We start from the raw sequence: 20,470 nt of genomic DNA, 5'->3' as shown, positions 1-20,470 counted from the left end.
CACTTGCGGCTGAACTGACGTGACGGCGCGCGCGGATGGCGCGGCGCCAGACAATCCGCATTTCAGGACTGGCTGTTTTCCATGAAGATTTCCCGTACCACGCTCGCGCTGGCGAGCCTGCTGCCGCTTGCGGCCGCCCCAGTTGCCGCCCCCCTTGCCCACGCCCAGCAAGCGCCCGACGACGGCGATGCAGCCCCTGCGATCATCGTGGTGGGCCAGGGCCAGGCGACCATCGCCGAAGAGCAGATCGCCAAGACCCCCGGCGGTGTCGACGTGGTTCCTTACGAGGACTACGCCGATCGCACCGTGGTTTCGCTGCGCGACACGCTGGCCTTTTCGCCCGGCGTCTACACCCAGCCGCGTTTCGGGCAGGAAGTGCGCATCTCGATCCGGGGGTCGGGCCTTTCGCGCAGCTTTCACATGCGCGGGCTGACGCTGCTGCAGGACGGCGTGCCGATCAACCTGTCCGACGACAACGGCGATTTCCAGGAACTGGAGCCGATCTTCCTCGACCATCTCGAAGTCTATCGCGGCGGCAATGCGCTGCGCTTTGGATCAGGCACGCTGGGCGGCGCGATCAACGGCGTGACGCCGAGCGGGGACAGTGCGCGCGGGGTCTTCGCCCGCATCGACGGGGGATCGTACAATATGATCCGTGGCCTGCTTTCGGGTGGGTTCGGCGATGATCGCGCCAATGCCTGGGCCGGCATTTCGGTCGACAGTCACGATGGCGACCGCACGCATGCCAAGCGCCATTCGGTGCGCTTCAACGGCAATGTCGGGCTGAAGCTGGCGGACGCCATCACGACGCGCTTCTATGCCAGCGTCAACGACATCCACCAGCAGCTTCCCGGCGCGCTCAATGGGAGTGACGCACTGAACGATCCTGCCAAGGGCAATACGGCGGGCGACCAGCAGCGTGACATCACCAGCCTTCGCCTGCAGAACCGGACGACCATTGACCTTGGCGCGGGCACCCTGACGTTCGGGGGGTTCTACAACAACAAGCAGCTGTTCCACCCCATCTACGTGGTGATCGACCAGAAGAGCGAGGACAAGGGCACCTTCGCGCGGGCCGAATGGACCGGCGGCATCGTCTCCGCCACGCTGGGCGGCGAGATCCGCTGGGGCACGACCGACGCAAAGCAGTTCGTCAACGTGAACGGGCATCGCGGGGCGCAAATCTTCCAGGCGACGCAGCGGGCGCGCACGGCCAACATTTATGGCGAGCTGCGCATCACGCCCGTGGCTGGGCTTTCGCTGATCGGCGGCGGCATCTGGGCCGACGGCTGGCGCGAACAGGACCGCACGATGCCCAGCACGGTCAACGCGCGCGCCTCTTTCCAGGCGTTCAGCCCGAAGATCGGCGTGCTGTGGCAGCCGGCCGAGGGGATCGACGTCTACGCCAACACCAACCGCTCGGTCGAATTCCCGACGTTCGTCGAACTGGCGCAGACGGTAAACTTCGTGCCCGTGCAGCCCCAGAAGGCGTGGACCGTCGAAGTGGGCACGCGCGGCAAGCGTGGGCCGCTCTCGTGGGACGTCACTTACTATCGCGCCACGCTGAAGGGCGAAATGCTGCAGTACACGGTGACCACCGACATTCCTGCAAGCACGTTCAACGCAAACCGCACGCTGCACGAAGGGGTCGAGGCCGGGCTTTCATGGCAACCGGTCGACTGGCTGCGCCTGCGGCAGGTGTGGCAGTGGTCCAACTTCCGCTTCCGGGGCGATGCGCAATTCGGTGACAACCGCCTGCCGGTGGTGCCGCGCCATGTCCTGCGCAGCGAAGTGCGCTTCGGCGGCGATGCGCTGCACATTGCGCCCAATCTCGAATGGGTGCCGCAAGGGGCCTATGCCGACTATGCCAACACCGCCCGCACGCCGGGCTATGCGCTGATCGGCCTGAGCGCCGGGGCAACCTTGCGCAACGGGCTCGACGTGTTTGCCGACGTGCGCAACATCACCGGCAAGAAGGCGATCGGCGACGTGGCCGCCGTCATCAGCGCGAACGCCGCGTCGGTGATCTATTACCCGGTCGAGCGGCGGGCGATCTACGCCGGCCTGCGCGCGCGGTTCTGAACGGGAGGCTCCGGTCATGACCGCACCCGCGCAGCAACGCGCCGCCCTTTATCGCACGATCTGGCGCTGGCATTTCTATGCCGGCCTGTTCGTGATCCCGCTGATCGTGGTGCTGGCCTGCACGGGCGCGGTATACTTGTTCAAGCCGCAGATCGATGCGTGGGAGGAGCGTGCCTTCACCGGCATGCCCGACCGCGGCAGCGTCTCACCCGAAATCCAGATCGACGCCGCGCTTTCGGCCTTTCGGGGTTCGACCGTGCACTATTACCGCCTGCCCGCACGCGAAGGCGATGCCGCACTGGTCCACCTGGCACTGCCGCACAACATCGGCATGCGCGATGTGTTCGTCTCGCCGCAGGGGCTCGTCATGGGATCGCTCGGCAGCGAGACGCGCATCGCGCAGATCGCGCATGACGTTCACGGCCAGCTGCTGCTCGGCCGACGCGGAAGTTGGCTGGCCGAGCTCGCCGCCAGCTGGGCGATCGTGCTGATCGTCAGCGGCCTGTACCTGTGGTGGCCGCGTGGGCGGGGCCTTGCCGGCGTGGTCTGGCCGCGCTTGTCCGGCGGTGGGCGGACTGCCCTGCGCGATCTGCACGCGGTGACCGGGTTCTGGGTATCGGGCTTGGCGCTAGTCCTGCTGCTGACCGGGCTGCCGTGGGCCGATGTCTGGGGCTCCGCCTTCCGCGCTGTGCGGGTGGAACTGGGCTGGGTAAAGGGGCAGCAGGCTTGGACCGTGGGTGGCAAGGCGCCGCCTCCCGTGGCGGGCGACGACCATGCCGGGCACGATCACGCCGCGATGCTCGCCGCCGCAAACGCAGGGGCGAGCGCGGGATCGATGGCGATGCCAATGCTTCACGCCCATCACGGCGGGCCGCAGGGTCCGACGCTAAGCGAAGTGGTTGCCGAAGCCAAGGCGCAGCACCTACCCTTCCCCGTCGTCGTGGTACCGCCGGGCGCGCCACAAGCCTTCGGCGCACCGCCGCGCGAAGACTGGACGGTACGGTCGGACACGCAGGACCGGCCCCGTGCAGTGACGCTGCGGATCGATGCGCGCACGGGCAAGGTGACAGCGCGCGAAACCTTCGCCGACAAGCATCCGATCGACCGCGCGGTGGGATACGGCGTCGCCTGGCACGAGGGCGCGCTGTTCGGCCTTGCCAACCAGTTGATCGGCCTTGCCACCGCGATGATGCTGGTGACGCTGGCTGTCAGCGGCTTCGTGATGTGGCGCAAGAGAAGGAACGACGGCGAGCTGGGCGCTCCGCCGCTGCCAGCCGTGCCGGTAAGGATCGGCGGCGTGGTGGCGATCCTGGCGGCGCTGGCGTTGTTGCTGCCGATGCTGGCGATCTCGATGGCCGGCATGGCGATCGTCGAACGGCTGGTGCTGCGGCGGATCCCGCCGCTGGCGCGATGGCTGGGGATCAGGGCCTGATTGCGCTGTTGCCAAGCCGCAGAGCTTGTGGCAATCGCGCGCCCTGCCCGGCGCGGGTGTAGCTCAATGGTAGAGCAGCAGCTTCCCAAGCTGAATACGAGGGTTCGATTCCCTTCACCCGCTCCATTTTCCTGTCCGCCGATGCTCGTAGGCGTCTAGACAAACCCCCAAAATCCAAGGTATTTAGCGGTTATCTGGCCGCAAGCGTTCACCTGCGTTCGCATTCAGCCACCAGCCGCTGGGGGTATGATTGGGGGGTATATGCAAAACGGCCAAGTCGATACCCCCACGCATGGGGGTGTATTGGGGGTATAGCCCCCGGAAAGGCTGGCAATCCCGTGGCTTTGACCGATGTAGCCATCCGCAATGCAAAACCCGGCACAAAGGCGATCAAGCTGGCGGACGGGGGCGGCATGTTCCTGCTGATCACGCCAGCCGGGGGGAAGCTCTGGCGGCTTAAGTATCGCGTCGATGGGCGCGAGAAGCTCCTGGCCATCGGGCCATATCCTGAAATTGGCTTGGGCGAGGCGCGCAGGCGTCGGGAAGAGGCGCGGGAACTGATCGCCCTTGGCAAAGACCCGTCACGCGAAAAGCAGCGCGACAAGGTGCGCGCCCGCATACAGGCAGCGGATACATTCAAGGCGATCTGTGACGAGTATTGCGAGAAGCGGCGGCGCGACGGGACCAAGGGCTGGGCACCGGCCACTGCCATTCGCAGCGAATATCTGCTCTCACTTGTCTGCGGCTCCATCGGCAAACTGTCCATTGGCGAGATCGAACCGGCGGACGTGCTGACAGCCATTCGCCGAATCGAAGGCAAGGGAAAGCTGGAAAGCGCCCGGCGCAGCCTGCAACTGGCTGGCGCGGTGTTCCGCTATGCCGTGGCCACGGCGCGGCTGGCGTCGGACCCAACCCGCGACCTGCGCGGCGCGCTGACCGCCCCCACGGTCACACATTACGGCGCGATCACCGACGCCAAGAAGGCGGGCGAACTGCTGCGCGCCATTGATGACTATGATGGCAGCGGGATTACGAAACTGGCCTTGCAGATTTCGCCCCACGTATTCGTCCGCCCCGGCGAACTGCGCCACGCCGAATGGAGCGAATTCGATCTGGACGGCGCACTCTGGATAATACCGGCGGGCAAGATGAAGTCCCGCAAGACACACCACGTCCCCCTGTCACGGCAGGCGGTGGAATTGTTCCGCGAAGTGCAGGCAGTGACCGGGCCGAGTGGCTACGTATTCCCTTCCGTCCGCACTCGCACCCGCCCCATGAGCGAAAACACCGTCAATGCCGGTCTGCGGCGGCTGGGCTACAGCACCGACGAAATGACGGCCCACGGCTTCCGCGCCATGGCTTCCACGCTGCTAAACGAAAGCGGCAAATGGAACCCGGACGCAATCGAACGGGCACTTGCCCATGGCGATACCGACAAGGTGCGCGCGGCCTATCATCGCGGCGCGCATTGGAAAGAGCGCGTTGAAATGGCGCAATGGTGGTCGGACTATCTCGACCAGCTACGGAAAGGGGCGGACATTGTGCCGTTCCCGGAACGTGAGGCGGTCTGACTGACTTGGCGGCGTGAGCGACTGGCGTTAAGCCCCTCAATTGAATGCATGAGGGGCAATAGCGCGTGGATATTCAGGGTTACGTAAGTGAAATTCGCGCGCTCCATGCCAGCGGGCAGTCAACCGAACATAGTTTCCGCCCCGCCTTGGCCAAATTGTTTGGCTCTATCGACCCCGCGCTGACCGTCATCAATGAACCCAAGCACCTTACCGACGTTGGCGCGCCGGACTTCGTGTTCAATCGCGGTGATGTTGCCATCGGCTGGTGCGAGGCTAAGGACATCGGCAAGGACGTGCGGAAATTCGCCGCCACCGACTACAGCAAGGCCCAGAAAGAGCGCTACAAGAAGGGCCTGCCCAACCTGATCTACACCAACGGGCTGGACTTTGAATTCATTCGCGATGGCGAGGTGGTGGATTTCATCACCATTGCCGACCTGATCCCGACGCTGCCTGCGCGGACCGAAAATTTCCCGGTTCTGGAAAACCGGCTGCGCGACTTCGCGCACATCACCCCGCTGAGCGTCACGTCATCGGCAAAGCTGGCCGCAATGATGGCGGGCAAGGCGGCAATCATCAAAGACATCATGGGCCGCGCGCTGGTGGCCGACATGAAGGCCAAGGACGCCAGCGGCACTGCAACCGACCTGATCGGCCAGTATGAGGCATTCAGGGCCAGCCTGATCCACGACATCACCGTGGAGGAATTTGCCGATATCTACGCCGAAACCATCGCGTATGGCCTGTTCGCAGCGCGGCTGCATGATGAAACACCAGACACGTTCACCCGTGCCGAGGCGCTGGACCTGTTGCCCAAGACCAATCCGTTCCTGCGCGAACTGTTTATCTACATCGCCGGTCCCAACCTGGACGAACGCTTGCGCCGCGTGATCGATGAATTGTGCCATGTGTTCTGCGCCACCGACATGGACCGGGTGCTGCGCAATTTCGGCAAGATCACCGCGCGGCAAGACCCGTTCCTGCATTTCTATGAAGATTTTCTGGCCGAATATAACCCTGCCAAGCGCAAGGCGCGCGGCGTGTGGTATACGCCCGAACCCGTGGTGAATTTCATCGTGCGCGCCGTGGACGAAGTGCTGAAAACGGAATTCGGACTGGCCGATGGCTTGGCCGATACTTCGCGGATCACCATCGATTGGGACACCGGCCAGAACGACCCCAAAACCGGCAAACCCGCGCATATCAAGAAGGAAGTCCACCGCGTCCAGATTTTGGACCCCGCCACCGGCACCGGCACCTTTCTGGCCGAAGTGGTGAAGCTGGTTTCCGAACGGATCAAGGGCGTCGCACCCGGCCAACTATCCGCCTATATCGAGCGCGATCTTATCCCGCGCCTACACGGGTTCGAGCTGCTGATGGCCAGCTATGCCATGTGCCACATGAAGCTGGACATGATCCTGACCCGGCTGGGTTACAAGCCATCGGCCCAGCCGCCGCGCCTTGGGGTATTCCTGACCAACAGCCTTGAGGAAGGCGAACGGGTGGAACAAACCCTGTTCGGTTTGTCCCGCGCCATTGCCAATGAGGCCAAGGCCGCCAGCGACATCAAGCGCCAGACTCCCATCATGTGCGTGATCGGCAACCCGCCCTATTCGGGCGAGAGCGCCAACAAAGGCGACTGGATCATGGGGCTGATGGAAGCCTACAAGAAGGAACCCGGCGGGGTCCAGAAGTTGCAGGAACGCAATCCCAAGTGGATCAACAAGGACGAGCATAAATTCATCCGGTTAGCAGAACATATGATCGCCAAGAACGGTGAAGGAGTTTTAGGCTTCATCACTAGTCACGGCTATTTTTCTGATCCCACGTTACGTGGGATGCGCTGGCATTTGATGCAGACTTTCGACAGCATCCACGTGCTTGATTTGCATGGTAACACTAACAAGAAGGAAGTCTGCCCGGACGGTTCACCTGACAAGAACGTATTCGACATCATGCAGGGCGTCGGCATCATCATTGCGGTGAAACATCGTCGCGAGGGCAAAACAGCCAAACCATTGGCTAAGCTCTTTCATGGTGAACTGTGGGGCAATCGCGAAAGCAAATATGCCGCTCTATGGGATGGCGGCCCAAAAACTCTTTGCCCAACGGCTCTACCTCAAATAGCCCCACAATATCCCTTCGTCGCCCGCGATTATGATGTGGAGGCGGAATATTCCCAAGGGTTTTCAGTTGGGGAGCTGATGTTCGTCAATTCTAACGGCATCGTCACTGCACGCGATGACTTGACCATCGACATGAACCGCGATGCGCTCTGGAACCGCGTGAAGGACTTCACCCAGAGTGAGGCTGAAACTCTGCGCGAACGCTACGATCTTGGAAAGGACGTGCGCGATTGGACCGTTGCAGGGGCCAAAGCCGATGTCATAGCCCACTATTCGCAGGATCGCCTGCTGCCGATTTTATACCGTCCGTTTAGCCCAAGTTGGACTTTCTACACCGGCAAATCACGCGGATTTCACTGCTATCCACGAAACGAGGTCATGAGAAATTATGTCGGCCACTCCAACCTCGGCTTGCTGACGTCAAAGGGCGTAAAAGATCGACGCTTCCGCCACGTGTTCGTGACCACGGCAGTCAGTGAGGCGATTTTTCTCTCTGGCACAACCGCATCAAATGCCATGAACTTGCCCCTCTACCTCTACCCCGAACCTGACACCCTCGACCAAACCATCCGCGTCAATTTCGTCGCCAAGCTCTACGCCCAAATCCGCAAGGCGGCTGGCCTCACCGGCCCCACCCCCGCGCCCGATGTAAGCACGATAGCATCTGGCGATTTCCGCCGCGCGGCGGGTGATGCCCGCCCCGATGAAGTCAAGGTGTTCGATTACATCTACGGCGTGCTGCACTGCCCCTCCTATCGGGCCACCTATGCCGAATTCCTGAAAATCGACTTCCCCCGCATCCCCTTCCCGGCCAGCCCGGAGAGCTTCCGCACGATCAGCGAACAGGGCGAAGCCCTGCGCCGCCTGCACCTGATGGAGGATGCCGCCATCGGCGCAACGCCCTATCCCTTCCACGGTGACGGCGACAGCGTGGTGGACAAGCCGCGCCATGTAAACGGCCAAGTCTGGATCAATGCAGACCAGTATTTTGACGGCGTGCCCGCGATTGCATGGGAATTCCACATCGGCGGCTATCAACCAGCGCAAAAGTGGCTGAAAGACCGCAAGGGCCGCGCCCTGACCTATGACGACATCCGCCACTATCAGCGCATCATCAAAATCCTGGCCGAAACCGACCGAGTCATGCGCACCATCGAAGTGCCGCTGGATTGAGCGCCGGCGGGATGAGCACGCCTGATGCCCGCTGGGTTCCTGCTTTTGCCGCATTCGAAGCGCTGCGAAAGCAATATGAAGCGGCAAACTATTACGCCGATGACGAAGTCTGCTGGAAGGCAGCGAGTGACGCGCTGCTGAGGCGTCTGCAATCAGGGCAGTTGCCGTCGCGAGCCAGTTTACTGACGGAGGACTGGGACAACAGCTTTGAGATCGAGCCAGAGCCGCCGCTGCGTCGCGATGCGGATGGGATGTTCCCGGTGCCTCTGACCTTCTGGGCAGGGTTCGCTGCCGCCTTTCCTATTCGAAAAGAGTGGGATTGGTTGGCAGGCGATTTTGAGTTCAAAGTTGATGGGAAAAGAACTGGTTGGGGGGAAAACGGCTCAGGCTCTGCCCTTGGATTGGAAGTCGACGCCAATCAGTTGCCGCATTTTTCCTGGCCGCGGCCCAGCGACGAAAGGGCAGGTGAATCGGTCCCATCCCCCGTGCAGCGCGGCGGTGGCCGCCCAGCCGCAAATTGGTGGCCGGATTTTGCAGAGGAACTGGCCATATATATCCATGAAACCGGCATTCCAGAGGGGCAAGGACATGATGGGCAGTCCACCATCATCGATGCCGTCTTTGCGCGGATGAGTGAACGCAAAAAAACAGAACCCGGTAGGGGCACCGTGCAGCCAGTCGTGAATGCCATCTTGCGACGGTTGCGCTCAGCCGGAAACTAATTGGCCTAGCATTTCCGGCTCAAGCAGGCCCTTTCCGGCTGATTGCCCGCCTGCATCCGGCGCAGGTTAGCCCCGTTCGCAACTGAACGGAGGCTTTCCGATGAATACTGCCAATACCCCCCTTGAACCGCTCGCCTATTCCATCCGCGAAGCCTGCCGCATTTCCTCGCTGGGCCGCACCCGCTTGTATCAGTTGATCGGCGAAGGGCGATTGGACGCGCGCAAAATCGGCAAGCGCACCCTGATCCCGGCTGCCAGCCTACGCGCGCTGATCGAAGGGCAGGCCTGATCGCCGTGCCCGCGCGTCGGCCCACCCCGCAGCGTGTAAAGATCCACCGCATCTACAGTGCGGCGGAACTGGCGACCTGTTGCGGCGTCCACAAGAATACCGTCCGGCACTGGCAGGCCAATGGGCTGGAGCCTGTCAGCAAGGGCCGCCCCACCCTGTTTGACGGAGCCACGGTTCGCGCCTTCCTCGCCAAGCGCAACGCCATCCGCAAGCGGCCCTGTCCGCCGGGCACGCTCTATTGCTTCAAGTGCCGCCAGCCGCGAGCGCCCGCCATGGGGATGGTTGAAGCCACCCGCCAGAATGCCACCACGGGCAACCTGAGCGCCATTTGCGAGGTGTGCGGCACCATGATGCACCGCCGCACCCGCTTGGCCGCAATCGCCGCGATCATGCCCGATCTGGACGTCCAAATCAGGGAGGCAGGCCCACGCATATGTGAGTGCACCGAACCTTCCCTGAATTGTGACAATCGAAAGGACTGACTGACCATGGCAAAACACAATGCCGCAAACGCGCGGATCAAGCGCGAATACTTCACCTATCTGAAGGAAGCGCAGCGTCGGGACGAAGGATCGATCGATGCCGTGGCGAAGGCGCTGGCGCGCTTTGAAGAGGCGAACGGGCACAAGGACTTCAAGACCTTTCACCGGGCGCAGGCGGTGGCCTTCAAGCACAAACTGGACCAGCAACCGGCGGTCCGCACCGGCAAGCCTTTGAGCCGGGCGACGGTCAATTCCACCCTGTCCGCCCTGCGCGCGTTCTTTGTCTGGCTGGCGGGGCAGCCCGGTTACAAGTCCCGCCTTTCCTATGCCGATGCCGACTATTTCAACCTGGCCGAAAAGGACGTGCGAATTGCCAAGGCGGCCCGGCACAAGGCGTTCCCCACGCTGGAACAGGTCCACCACGTTATCGCCGCCATGCCAACCGGCACCGCGATGGAACTGCGCAACCGCGCGCTGGTGGCCTTCGCCTTGCTCACAGGCGCGCGTGACGGCGCGCTGGCGACGTTCCGGCTTAAGCACGTCGATCTGGTGCAAGGCCGCGTCGATCAGGACGCGCGCGACGTGAAGACAAAGGCCAGCAAGACCTTTGCGACGTGGTTCTTCCCGGTCGGCGGCGATGCACTGACGATTGTGCGGGACTGGTGCGAGTATCTGCGCACTGCCCTGCTATGGGGCGATGATGACCCGCTGTTTCCGCCCACGCAAATCGGGCTTGGTGCGAATGGCGGATTCGCGCCTGTTGGCCTGCGCCGGGGGGAATGCTGGCAAGGAGCCGGGCCGATCCGCGACATATTCCGCCACGCGTTCACGGCGGCTGGCCTGCCCTATTTCAACCCGCATTCGTTGCGGGATACGCTGGTCCAGCTTGGCGAACAGGTCTGCACCACGCCGGAGCAGTTCAAGGCGTGGTCGCAAAATCTGGGGCATGAGCGCGTTATGACGACGCTGACCAGTTACGGCACCGTCGCCCCGCACCGGCAGGCCGAATTGATCCGGGGTATGGCGATGGCCAAGGGCGCAGCGGGCAAGCTGGCGGATGCGGTCGATCCGGCGTTGGTCGCTCAAGTGCTGGCTGCAATGCAGGCTTTGCCGGGGGGCGTTCCGACTTGAAAATGGGTCTGGCGGTATTGCTAGTGCAGCCCCGCCGAACCTTCGGAAATCCGGGCAACTGGTGTCCGCTGATTTGAATCAGACTGGCACGAATGCCCGCAAGTCAAATTTGATTGGGAAGCTGCCATCGCCGGAGAGGCGCAGGTTTCCGGGCCATTCGCGTGCGATTTGTCGCGTAGGGTGTGTGTAGACAATTGCATACCGATCTGGACCGGCTTGCCCGTCTGAAACTGGATTGGGGCAAATGTGGTTGCGATGGAGACGTTCGCCGTGTGGACGCCGCAGTCCTGCCGCTTGCTGACGGTTCGGCGTTTCACATTGCCGTGACAAAAACGCGGACCCGCGAAGATGGCTTGCAATGGCAAACGGCTCGAACCATATTGCTATTCCCTCGGCATGAGGTTCTTCACGGCGGCGACTTGGCAATCCCAATGACACTGCTTCGGGGCAACACGGTGACTGGCTGTCCAGTGGCCATGATGCCTGCTTTGGTTGGTGACTGGCGCGCAAGCGCAAGGCAGCCGGGGGTAGAGTGGAGAACCCACGGTATGAAGAACAAGTTTCGTTTGTTCCGTTACTGTGGCCTCAGCCTAAGCATTCTGGCCGGTGCGCTGCAAAGCGTCTACTGGGCCGTGAAGCTTCTGGCTGAGGTCACCAACTATCGTGCGAAATCTCTACGGTCACCATTTTGAACTCAAGCCCGGCACGCGCGTCTATGTTCCGACACACCACGGACGCAGCCGAGGTTATGAGATCAAGTCTGCGATTGAGGCGCGCTGGAAAGCGCCAAGCTACTACTATCACCTACAAGAAGGTGGGCACGTTGCCGCAGCACGCTTGCATAGTGGTGCGCCATGGGTGGCGTCAGTAGACCTCCAGCGCTTTTTCGACCAGATCACGCGGCAACGGGTACATCGCTCGCTTAAGCGCCTGCGATTTTCACATGCCGATGCTTGGGACATGGCCTGTGACAGCACGGTTGACAAGAAACCGCCGCGACGACACTTCAGCATTCCCTTCGGCTTTGTCCAGTCTCCGCTTTTATCATCACTCGTGCTGAGCCACTCTGCACTAGGCCAAGCTATCAGGAAGCTGCGCCAGCAAGGCAGCACGGTTACCGTTTACATGGATGACATTACGCTTTCGGGCGATAGCGAACATGCCGTCCAAGCGGCACTTGGAACACTTCAGCAAGCCGCCGATGCATCGCGGTTTTCGTTCAATCCCACAAAGGTACAGCCACCAGGCGCAAGCGTGACAAACTTCAATATCGCGTTCGGCTCGGGCTCGATGCTCGTGACTGATAAACGCATGAAGGCGTTCAAGGAAGCGTTCACTAGCGGGAGCGCTAACGAGCAGATGGGCATTTATGGTTATGTGTGGAGCGTAGATACCGATCAGGCTGATGATCTGCTCTAATCGAGGAGACTGGAAAGCGTTGCCATCTCAATCACGTGTGGGGGCATTTGCATTGTTCGATCGACACAGATTGCTGCCAGCCAGTCTGCATGGGGGTATATTTGGGGGTATTCTACAGACTATTCGCAAAAATAACGTTTGAAAACCTATGCTTTTCACGCACTTTTCGGTTCCCTTCACCGCTCCATTTTCCTGTCCATCGACGTTCGCATCTGTCTGGATGGTGGGTCGATGCTGGCACCCTTGCCCCCTCAACCGGCTAAAGGCAGGACCTCCCCAGTCGGGAGAATGACAGACGGTTTATCGAGCAGGTCGATCAGCTGTTCGGCCGTCGAATAGTCCGCGTTTTCACAAGGGGAGGTGGCGCTGATGGCTTCGCCGACCGCCTGCGCCATCGCGGCACATTCGACGAGGCCCTGAACGAACGGCCGGTTGCGCAAGAGAAATGGCAGCGCACAGAGATGCACGTTCCGCAAAGCGGGGTCTTGCTCGCTTGCGGTAAGGTCCGGGGCCGGGTTGATCCCGTCGCGCCAATCCTGGCTTTCCTCGAGCGCGCTGGCACAGAGCTGAAGCCGCAAGGTGGGAAAGGGAAAGAGGGTCAGCGCCGCTGCCTGCGGCCCGCGCGCGTCGATCAGCTCATCCAAACGCGCTGACCAGGCCGGCGACTGCACACGCCAGGCGCTGCGCTCAGGGCGGATATCGTAGTCACTCCCGAGAGCGACCACATCGACCACGCCGGCGTCGTGAAGCGCAAGCATGCGCTCGATCGAAAGATGGGGCACGGCCGCATAGTTGTCTGTGAACACACGCTTCAAGCCGCGGTGCAGGCGCGAAAGGTCGTGCGGTGTCAGCAGTGTGATGACTGTGGCGAAGATTTCGTGAGCCTTGAGGATGACGATCCGCCACGCCGGCGTGTCCTTGTTCTCGCTCCACGACCTTACGTCTTCCAGATTCTTCCGGGCATGGGCCCAGGCATCGCTGGACTGACGCTTGGCGAAATAGCGCTCGGCAAAATCGTCAGCCGTGGCTTCTTCAAGCCCGATCCTTGCAGACCATTGCGGCGCATCGCGCATAAGGACCGCAGCAAACTGCGCAAACAGCCGGTCGAGATCGCCGTCCTCACCGGTGAGACAAGCGGTCGCAGTTTCCGGTGTGAAGCCTTCCAGTTCGGGTAGCGGGTGCGGGAACCAGAAGTCGGCTTCTGGCAATAGCCCGTTACGGCTCATCAGCACCGCGTCCCACGGTTGGTCGGGGATGTAGCGCAGCAGACCGGCTTCCTGCTCGAAGCGGCCTCTTGCCATCGCAATCGCGACAACCGCGTCGATTCCGGAAAGCGACGATCCCAGGACGCCGAAGCGTTTCGACGCCCCATTGTTGGCCGCTATCGATGCCGATTTTCCAGTGCTGCGCTCGGCATCGTTGCCTTCGGTGCCGATTGCGCCGTATCCCGAAGCCACGATGACCCGATCGAACTGATCTACCGCCGTCACACCGTCTGACCCGCGCCATTCCACGCGGCAGGCGCCGGGCATGGCAATCACATCAATCACTTCGGCACCGGTGTGGACCACAACCGAGGTAGCGTCGCTGGCGACCAGACGAGCGAACTGATCCGCAAGCCACGCCCCCAGCACCGCACGCGGAAAGAAAGAACGATCGTCGCCGGCGCGATCGGCGATCCCCCACTGTTGAAGCAATAGCCGTGGCTGGCGCACGGCCCATTGGTTCAATGTTTCGAGGAGGGGCGGTATCTCGAACCCGGCGATGTTGGACAGCGCGTGGATGTCATTGAGATCCGGGGAATAGGCCAGCCCCGGGCCCGGACAGGCGCTGGATTCGAACACCGTCACTTCTGCCGCCGCCCGGCTGGCGATCAGGGCATTGAGGCAGTACGTGCCGGTCGCGCCGGCGCCAATGATGGCAATGCGTTCAGTGGGTTTAGCCAAGTCTGGCACAAGAAGATTGTCCGATCGTCCGATTTGCCGCGCGGATAAAGCCGCCGGGTCGTGATCGGTGGAACACACGGCAAAGTGGCGGGTTCCATGCCCACCTCGCCCATCCTTGGTCTGACCGAAGCCTCGCCCCCCTGAAAGGAATGCCGTGAAACTCTATCTCGTGGAAATCGGGGGGATGCGCAACGGCAATCTGTTTGAAAGTCACGAGGTGCACCCGATGGTGGCATTCGATGATGCGGAACTGATCCGCGTCTGCGCGGCACGGTTCAGCACGGCTATGAAGGCCGCGCATCTGGATGGCTGGATCGAATTCGAACTCGAAGATCCCGATGCGCAGAACACCGATCCAACGGCCGCATTCTATGTGGCCGAGCTTGGCCGCAATTCATCGGATTCGATGCGTGAACAGCATGATTACCGCTTTCTTGAAGCGAAAAGCTGGAAGGACGCCGTGCAGACAGTACGACAGGGTGCACCGGGCTGGCACGTCGATGCCTGTGTCAATGTCGACGAGTTGGCGCGGGAGCGTGGATACGCCTTGAAGCGCGGTGCGTCGGGTGAGGCACCAAGGCCCCGCGCGCAGTCGCGATACGTTCGCTTCATGGAAGCGCGTGTTTCAGCCTGAATTCCGCCCGCTACGGGTTCTTTATCTGTCAGCCCTACCGTCATTCTCTGGACCGCTAGAATTCGTTTGCGTCAGCCTTGTTCGAGCAGGCGGCGGAAACGGCGGCGGACGAGCATCGGTTCGAGCACGCGCCCGACGATGTAGAGCACGGCGAAGATCCCGGCGAAGACATAGCCAGGCGTCGGCGACAGCTTGCGCTCCTTCTTGGCGTCCTTCTTCTTTTCGTCGTCCTTGGGCTTTTCGGGCGCCGGTGCGCCGAGCGCCTTGTCGAGCGGGTTCTGGTAGAGCACCGGCTCCTTCTTCTCATCCTTCTTGTCCGCCTTGGCATCGGCCGATGCGGCCAGGTGATCGCCGATGAGGACGGCCGTCTGCGCAAAGGCAAGGAACAGCAGCGGAGCGAAGAAGCAGGCGAGCAGGGATTTGCTGACCAGCCGCCAGGTGAGCACCGCCCCTTCCCCGCCTTCGACCACGGCGAGGCTACCGCTGTCGAAGGTGGCAAGCGGGTCCTGCGCCCCGGGATCCTTCTTGTCGTAGGCCAGGCCGCGCTGATCGCGGGTGACCGTGGTGCCATATTCCTGGAACAGGGGATCAAGCCGGGCGAGCGCCGCTTCGGGCGCAAGCGCCGGATCGAGCGGCAGGCTGCCGCGCACGGTCCAGATCCGTTCGACAAGGCGGCGAAGGTTCAAGGGGCGCGGTCCGGCAGCTTCGGTCCAGAGGGCGGCAGCGGTCATGCCATCACTTTCAGTTCGTGCGCGATCATTCGGCCGGCACCGCGTGAGGATCGGCGGACACCGCAGCGGCGCGCCCCATCCGTTCCTTCAGCGTCTTCCAGCCTTCGGTGAAGGGATAGGTCATCTGTTCGCGGATAGACATGCGACGGCCGCCTTCCATGCCGAGCAGTTCGGCTTCGCCATCCAGGCAGGTGCCGAAGATGCGGTCGATGAAGATGAACGAATTCGCATAGTTGCTGCGGGTGGCTTCGAAGTCGCGCGAATGGTGCAGGCTGTGGTGCTCCGTCGTGTTGAACAGAAAGCGCCACCAGGCGGGCGTGTTGAAGCGCACGTTGATGTGCTGGTAGGTGCCGATGGCCATGCCGATGGCGCCAGCAAGCAGCGCGGCGCGCGGAAGGAAATCGAACATCCCACCGATGCCGAGCCCGATCAGGAAGAGTTCCAGCGGGTTCCCGACCGCGCCCTTGTTGATGTTCAGCTGGGTGATGTAGTGGTGGACCGAGTGGGGCAGCCACAGCGGGTACCAGTTGTGCATCCCGCGGTGCATCCAGTACTGGCCGAAATCGAAGATGAAAACGATGATGAAGGCCTGGAGCAGCAGCGGCCAGTGGGTGAACCACGCAAGCTTGTCCCAGTTGAAGCTGTTTCGCGCCGCTTCGATCAGCGCATCGCTGCTGATGAAGAAATCGACCAGGCCGAGCGCGGTGTAGCCGAGCCCGACGTAGAACAGGTCGGTGGCCAGTTCCTTCCAGGTCAGGTTCCAGCTTTCGTGGCGCGGGGCGATCTGTTCCAAGACAAGCAGGAAGACCCGGAAGCCGATGCCGATGCCGATGGCGACCGAAGCCTTGGCGATCGAATTGGGCGCATAATACCAGAACGCGATCAGGCCGAACAGAACGGCAGGCTGGAACCACGAGAAGAACAGCCGCTTGAAGAAGCCCCCTTCGACTTTCGGCACGTTTTCCCAACCGATGGTGACCGGTGACTGGGTGCCCACGACACGCTTGCCAACGCGAATTCCGTCCATCTCACGAGTCCCTGATATTTGCGGATTTCGTCCGTGATTTGAGGGTCCTGCAAGCACCCCCATCTCGCCAGAGGGCAAAGTCTGATGGAAGGCATAGAGGTGATCTATGAGCTTTCATTCTGCTCTGGGCGGTACGGTGACGATGATGAAATGATCGTGGACATGGCGGATATCGGCCGCGTCAAGCGGGGCCTTGAGACCTGCGCGCAGCTGCCGGATCTGCGATGCAGGCAGTTCGAGCCGGTGTTCGTCCGGATGAGTCGGCGCTTCGTGGCCGTAGTCCTTCCCCGGCGTCTTCGTCATTTCGATATGCGCGCCGAGCGCGGCGCGGATCGGGTGGGTTGCGGCAAAGCTGGCCAGTCGATCGACGCTCGCGCGATCATCGGCGAGGAAGTTGACAGGCACGTAGAGCCGGCCGGGGTAGAGCGTATCGCCCGAGAGCAGCACTTTCAGGCGCGGATCATAGACCATGATCGCCGCCGCCTGATGGCCGGGCGTGGGAATGATCGACAGCCTGCGGCCGCCCAGATCGAAGGGCACGATGTCGTTCGGCCAGCTGCGCACGCCGAAGAAGGCAGCGACGTCGGCCGGCTTGAGGCCGACGACGGTGGTGTCGGGTCGTGCGCGGAAAGCGGCATCGCCGGCGGTGTGATCGTCATGGCTGTGGCTGTGCGCAACGACGAGGTGCGGCGCCCTGCCGCCGTGGCGGGCCGCCCAGTCCGCAATCAGCCGATCGACGGTGGGGCGAATATGCCCGTCGGGAGCCCCGGTATCGACGAGCAACGCCCTTTCCCGGCCGAACAGCAGATAGAGGAACGGCGCTTCGAAATTGGTGCGGACCGACTGGCGCAGGACGAAGGTATCGCCGTCGAGCGCCTGAACCTGCACCGCCGGCTCATCGCCGCTGGCGCCATCGATCCAGCGTTCGTGGAACAGCGATGGCGTGGCGGGGGCGGCTTGCGCAGGATTTGCCAGCAGGCAGGCGAGCGCAGCGAGGGGGCCCGCATGCCGCAGGGCACGCGCGCAAACGGCGGTTATCATGACGGGGGAGCCTTTTGGCAGGGTGCGACGCGAAAGAGCGCGGTGGTGGAGGTGACACCGCCGTTGCCGGCGGCGCCACCTCAGGGGAAAAAGGTCAGTACTTGAGGCGGAATTCGAGGCCGACCGTGCGCGGATCGATCACCGACTTGCGATAGTAGCGCAGCAGGACACCGTCGTTGAGGCCAACGCGCGAGAGGTCGTTCGAGACCGCCGACACGGCGTACTTGTCGAAGATGTTGTTGGCGAAGAGCGTCACGCTGTAGCGATCGGCTTCGTACCCGAACGAGGCGCGATGGAGCACGTAGCCCGGCAGCTTTTCGCCATAGGCGCGATCCCAGCCGAGACGGGTGACAACCGAGCCGCGGTAGGTCGCCGTCCAGTCGGCGATGACTTTCCCCTCGCCAACCGGGATCGTGTAGGTGGCGCCCAGGCTGCCGCTGTTCTTGGCAGACCCCGGCAGCTGATCGCCCTTGAGCGCATCGAGCTGGATCGGCGAGCTCGGATACGTTCCCGCCGGATCGTTGACCGCGATGATTGCGGGCACATCCTGCGTCAGGCGAGCATTGGTGTACGAATAGGTGCCCTGGATCGAGAGCCGATCGGTGGGACGCAGCTGGAATGAAGCTTCGACACCTTCGGACTTCGCCTTGCCGCCGTTGACGGTGATCCCGACGATGCCGTTGACGGTGGCCGAGGCGACCTGGATGCCGTCCCACTTGATCGAATAGACGTTGACGTTGAAGGTCAGCTTGCGATCGAACAGCTGGGTGCGGATGCCGATTTCGGCGTTCTTGGTCGAGTCAGGCCCGTACTGCTGTTCGTTGGGCAGGGCGCAGACGTTCTGGACGTTCGGGTTGAGCGGCAGGATGCACGGCGCGACCGCGTTCGGGCCACCGATGCGATAGCCCTTGCTGTAAGTCGCATAGAGCATGATGTCGGGCGTGAAGTTGTAGGAGGTGTTGAACTTCCAGACCGAGCCCTGCTTCTTCGTCGTGCCACCGGCAGCCGTCAGATCATAGGGGCTGACAGGATCACCCAGGATCGGCACCACCGCGCGGCCAGCGATCTTCGAAGTATATTCGAACCAGCGGCCACCGGCGGTTACCTGCCACTGCGGGGTGATCTTGAACGTGCCTTCGCCGAACACCGCCTTTTCGGTGACGCGCGAGCGGTTGAACGATGCGTATTCGACTTCGTTCGGATTGGTCGCGAGATCGATCCAGGGGTGGCCGGGCAGGTGCTCGACGTAATCGCGGTGATTTCGCTGGTTGTTGTAGAACCCTCCGATTACCCAGCTGAACGGGCCACCGTGGGTCGAAACGAAGCGGACTTCCTGGTTGAACTGCTTGCGGCGATCGTCACTTTCATTCCAGCTCGAGAAGGCGGGGAAGCTTTCGTAGCCGTAGTCGAGATCGAGCAGCAGGTCGGTGTTGTCGCCCCGGCGACGGTTGCGCACGTTGGTATAAGCGGTCGTAGCGACAAGCTGGGCGATGTTGCCGAGGTTGGCGGTGATTTCCATCGCCATGAGGTGGGCCTGGCGATCCACCGGTTCGACATAGCGCGCGGCACTTTCGTACTTGCTGGTTCCGAGCACGCCGTTGCTATTTGACTGGCCGCCTTCGGTCTTGGTCTTCTGGTAGGCGTAGGTGAAATCGACCTGCAGGTCTTCGTTCAGCTTGAAAAGCAGCTGGTTGCGCGTGGTGAAGGTGCGCTCGAAGTTGAGATCGTCCTTGCGATAAAGGTTCGCGGCGTAGCTTGCGGGCGAGACCGAAGTGGGACCATCAGGCTGGGGCAGCGAGACGCCCGGCTTCTGCAGCAGCAGCGGGTAATCGATGAAGCCGGGATCGTAGTAATAGCCGGTCGCGCTGCGGAACGCGATGTGGTCCTTGACGATCGGGATGTTGATCATCCCGTCGAGCTGGTAGCCGGTATTGCCCGAATGCGACTTGGCATAGACGCGGCCGTGGGTCTCGGCCTCGATCTTGTCGGTGTTGGGCCGGTTGGGAATGTTGCGGATCGCGCCGGCCAGCGTGCCCAGGCCATAGAGCGTGCCCTGCGGCCCGAGCAGCGTTTCTACGCGGGCGATGTCGAGCAGCTTGAAGTCATAGTAAAGCGGCACTTCGCCGAGATACATGCCAAGGGCGCTGTCATAGCTGTTTCCGGTGGCCGAACTGTCGGATGCATTGAGGCCGCGCAGCACGATTGTGCCGGTGCTGCCGGCGCCGGTGTCCGCGATCGTCATCCCCGGCGTGAAATCGGCGATGTCGCGCACGTCGTTGATGCGCTGGCGTTCGAGCTGTTCGGCGCCGACCGCGGTGATGTTGATCGGAACGTCCTGCAGCGACGTCGCGCGCCGGGTGGCGGTGACGACGATCTCGTTGCTGGCGCCGTCGGCGGCGCCCGATGCGCCGGTCTGGGCCTGCGGGGCTTCCTGTGCGAACGCGGCCGTGGTGCCGAGGCCCATGAGCATGGTCGCTCCGAGCAGCGTGTTGCGAAACAATGTCTTAGTCACTCCGACCCCCTAGCTTCAATGCCTGTGGTGTGGTGACATCACTCTCCCGTCGACGCTCTGGCTGCGTGGCCGGCGCCTTTCATTTCCGCGACCCGCTGACAGGAGCCCGGTTGTCCTTGTGCATTCGAGGGGGGCGGAGGAGGAGGAAGCGG

General features: G+C 62.3%; 16 protein-coding genes and 1 tRNA gene. 12 read left to right on the top strand and 5 right to left on the bottom strand.

Going from position 1 to position 20,470, the window contains the following annotated elements; translation table 11 throughout:
* Positions 1-81 precede the first annotated feature (81 nt).
* From HHL27_RS05170 to HHL27_RS05120, 11 genes are all read left to right on the top strand, one after another.
* Positions 82-2,082, top strand: a complete 2,001-nt coding sequence (locus HHL27_RS05170) for a TonB-dependent receptor family protein (RefSeq protein WP_169492321.1) — start codon at positions 82-84, stop codon at positions 2,080-2,082.
* Between the two features lie 16 nt (positions 2,083-2,098).
* Complete coding sequence (locus HHL27_RS05165) at positions 2,099-3,514, top strand: PepSY-associated TM helix domain-containing protein (RefSeq protein WP_169492320.1); 1,416 nt, start codon at positions 2,099-2,101, stop codon at positions 3,512-3,514.
* A 52-nt stretch (positions 3,515-3,566) separates the two neighbouring features.
* A tRNA-Gly gene (locus tag HHL27_RS05160) sits at positions 3,567-3,640 on the top strand.
* A 212-nt stretch (positions 3,641-3,852) separates the two neighbouring features.
* A complete protein-coding gene (locus HHL27_RS05155) occupies positions 3,853-5,085 on the top strand; it encodes an integrase arm-type DNA-binding domain-containing protein (RefSeq protein ID WP_169492319.1) in 1,233 nt (410 codons plus the stop codon).
* Positions 5,086-5,150: 65 nt separating this feature from the next.
* Complete coding sequence (locus HHL27_RS22760) at positions 5,151-8,384, top strand: type ISP restriction/modification enzyme (RefSeq protein ID WP_169492318.1); 3,234 nt, start codon at positions 5,151-5,153, stop codon at positions 8,382-8,384.
* An 11-nt stretch (positions 8,385-8,395) separates the two neighbouring features.
* Positions 8,396-9,106, top strand: a complete 711-nt coding sequence (locus HHL27_RS05145) for a hypothetical protein (RefSeq protein WP_169492317.1) — start codon at positions 8,396-8,398, stop codon at positions 9,104-9,106.
* A 100-nt stretch (positions 9,107-9,206) separates the two neighbouring features.
* Positions 9,207-9,395, top strand: a complete 189-nt coding sequence (locus HHL27_RS05140) for a helix-turn-helix domain-containing protein (RefSeq protein ID WP_169492316.1) — start codon at positions 9,207-9,209, stop codon at positions 9,393-9,395.
* 5 nt (positions 9,396-9,400) lie between these two features.
* Complete coding sequence (locus HHL27_RS05135) at positions 9,401-9,877, top strand: DNA-binding protein (protein ID WP_169492315.1); 477 nt, start codon at positions 9,401-9,403, stop codon at positions 9,875-9,877.
* A gap of 6 nt (positions 9,878-9,883) precedes the next feature.
* Positions 9,884-11,008: a tyrosine-type recombinase/integrase gene (locus tag HHL27_RS05130; protein ID WP_169492314.1), complete on the top strand. Its 1,125-nt coding sequence runs from the start codon at positions 9,884-9,886 to the stop codon at positions 11,006-11,008.
* Positions 11,009-11,202: 194 nt separating this feature from the next.
* Positions 11,203-11,700 carry a hypothetical protein gene (locus HHL27_RS05125; protein WP_169492313.1) on the top strand — a complete coding sequence of 166 codons (498 nt, stop codon included), beginning with the start codon at positions 11,203-11,205 and terminating at the stop codon, positions 11,698-11,700.
* On the top strand, positions 11,672-12,427 hold the full coding sequence (locus HHL27_RS05120; RefSeq protein WP_169492312.1) for a reverse transcriptase domain-containing protein: 756 nt from the start codon (positions 11,672-11,674) through the stop codon (positions 12,425-12,427). The genes HHL27_RS05125 and HHL27_RS05120 overlap by 29 nt, the downstream gene beginning before the upstream one ends.
* Positions 12,428-12,678: 251 nt before the next feature.
* Here HHL27_RS05120 and HHL27_RS05115 read toward each other — a convergent pair whose 3' ends face one another.
* Positions 12,679-14,373: an FAD/NAD(P)-binding protein gene (locus tag HHL27_RS05115; RefSeq protein WP_169492311.1), complete on the bottom strand. Its 1,695-nt coding sequence runs from the start codon at positions 14,371-14,373 to the stop codon at positions 12,679-12,681.
* 154 nt (positions 14,374-14,527) lie between these two features.
* On the opposite strand from HHL27_RS05115, the gene HHL27_RS05110 reads away from it, so the two are divergent.
* Complete coding sequence (locus HHL27_RS05110) at positions 14,528-15,007, top strand: hypothetical protein (RefSeq protein ID WP_169492310.1); 480 nt, start codon at positions 14,528-14,530, stop codon at positions 15,005-15,007.
* Positions 15,008-15,078: 71 nt separating this feature from the next.
* On the opposite strand, the gene HHL27_RS05105 is transcribed toward HHL27_RS05110, so the two are convergent.
* The 4 genes from HHL27_RS05105 to HHL27_RS05090 form a co-directional block, all read right to left on the bottom strand.
* Positions 15,079-15,738, bottom strand: a complete 660-nt coding sequence (locus tag HHL27_RS05105) for a hypothetical protein (RefSeq protein ID WP_240959394.1) — start codon at positions 15,736-15,738, stop codon at positions 15,079-15,081.
* 25 nt (positions 15,739-15,763) lie between these two features.
* Positions 15,764-16,765 carry a sterol desaturase family protein gene (locus HHL27_RS05100; RefSeq protein ID WP_169492309.1) on the bottom strand — a complete coding sequence of 334 codons (1,002 nt, stop codon included), beginning with the start codon at positions 16,763-16,765 and terminating at the stop codon, positions 15,764-15,766.
* A 114-nt stretch (positions 16,766-16,879) separates the two neighbouring features.
* Positions 16,880-17,806, bottom strand: a complete 927-nt coding sequence (locus HHL27_RS05095) for an MBL fold metallo-hydrolase (protein WP_169492308.1) — start codon at positions 17,804-17,806, stop codon at positions 16,880-16,882.
* Positions 17,807-17,900: 94 nt separating this feature from the next.
* Entirely contained in the window at positions 17,901-20,276 is a 2,376-nt protein-coding gene (locus HHL27_RS05090) for a TonB-dependent receptor (protein WP_169492790.1), read from the bottom strand.
* Positions 20,277-20,470 lie beyond the last annotated feature (194 nt).

Source organism: Novosphingobium olei (assembly GCF_012927405.1).
GTDB classification, from domain to species: domain Bacteria; phylum Pseudomonadota; class Alphaproteobacteria; order Sphingomonadales; family Sphingomonadaceae; genus Novosphingobium; species Novosphingobium olei.
The sequence above is the reverse complement of the archived record's forward strand: the minus strand, read 5'-3'. Positions and strand labels throughout refer to the sequence as shown.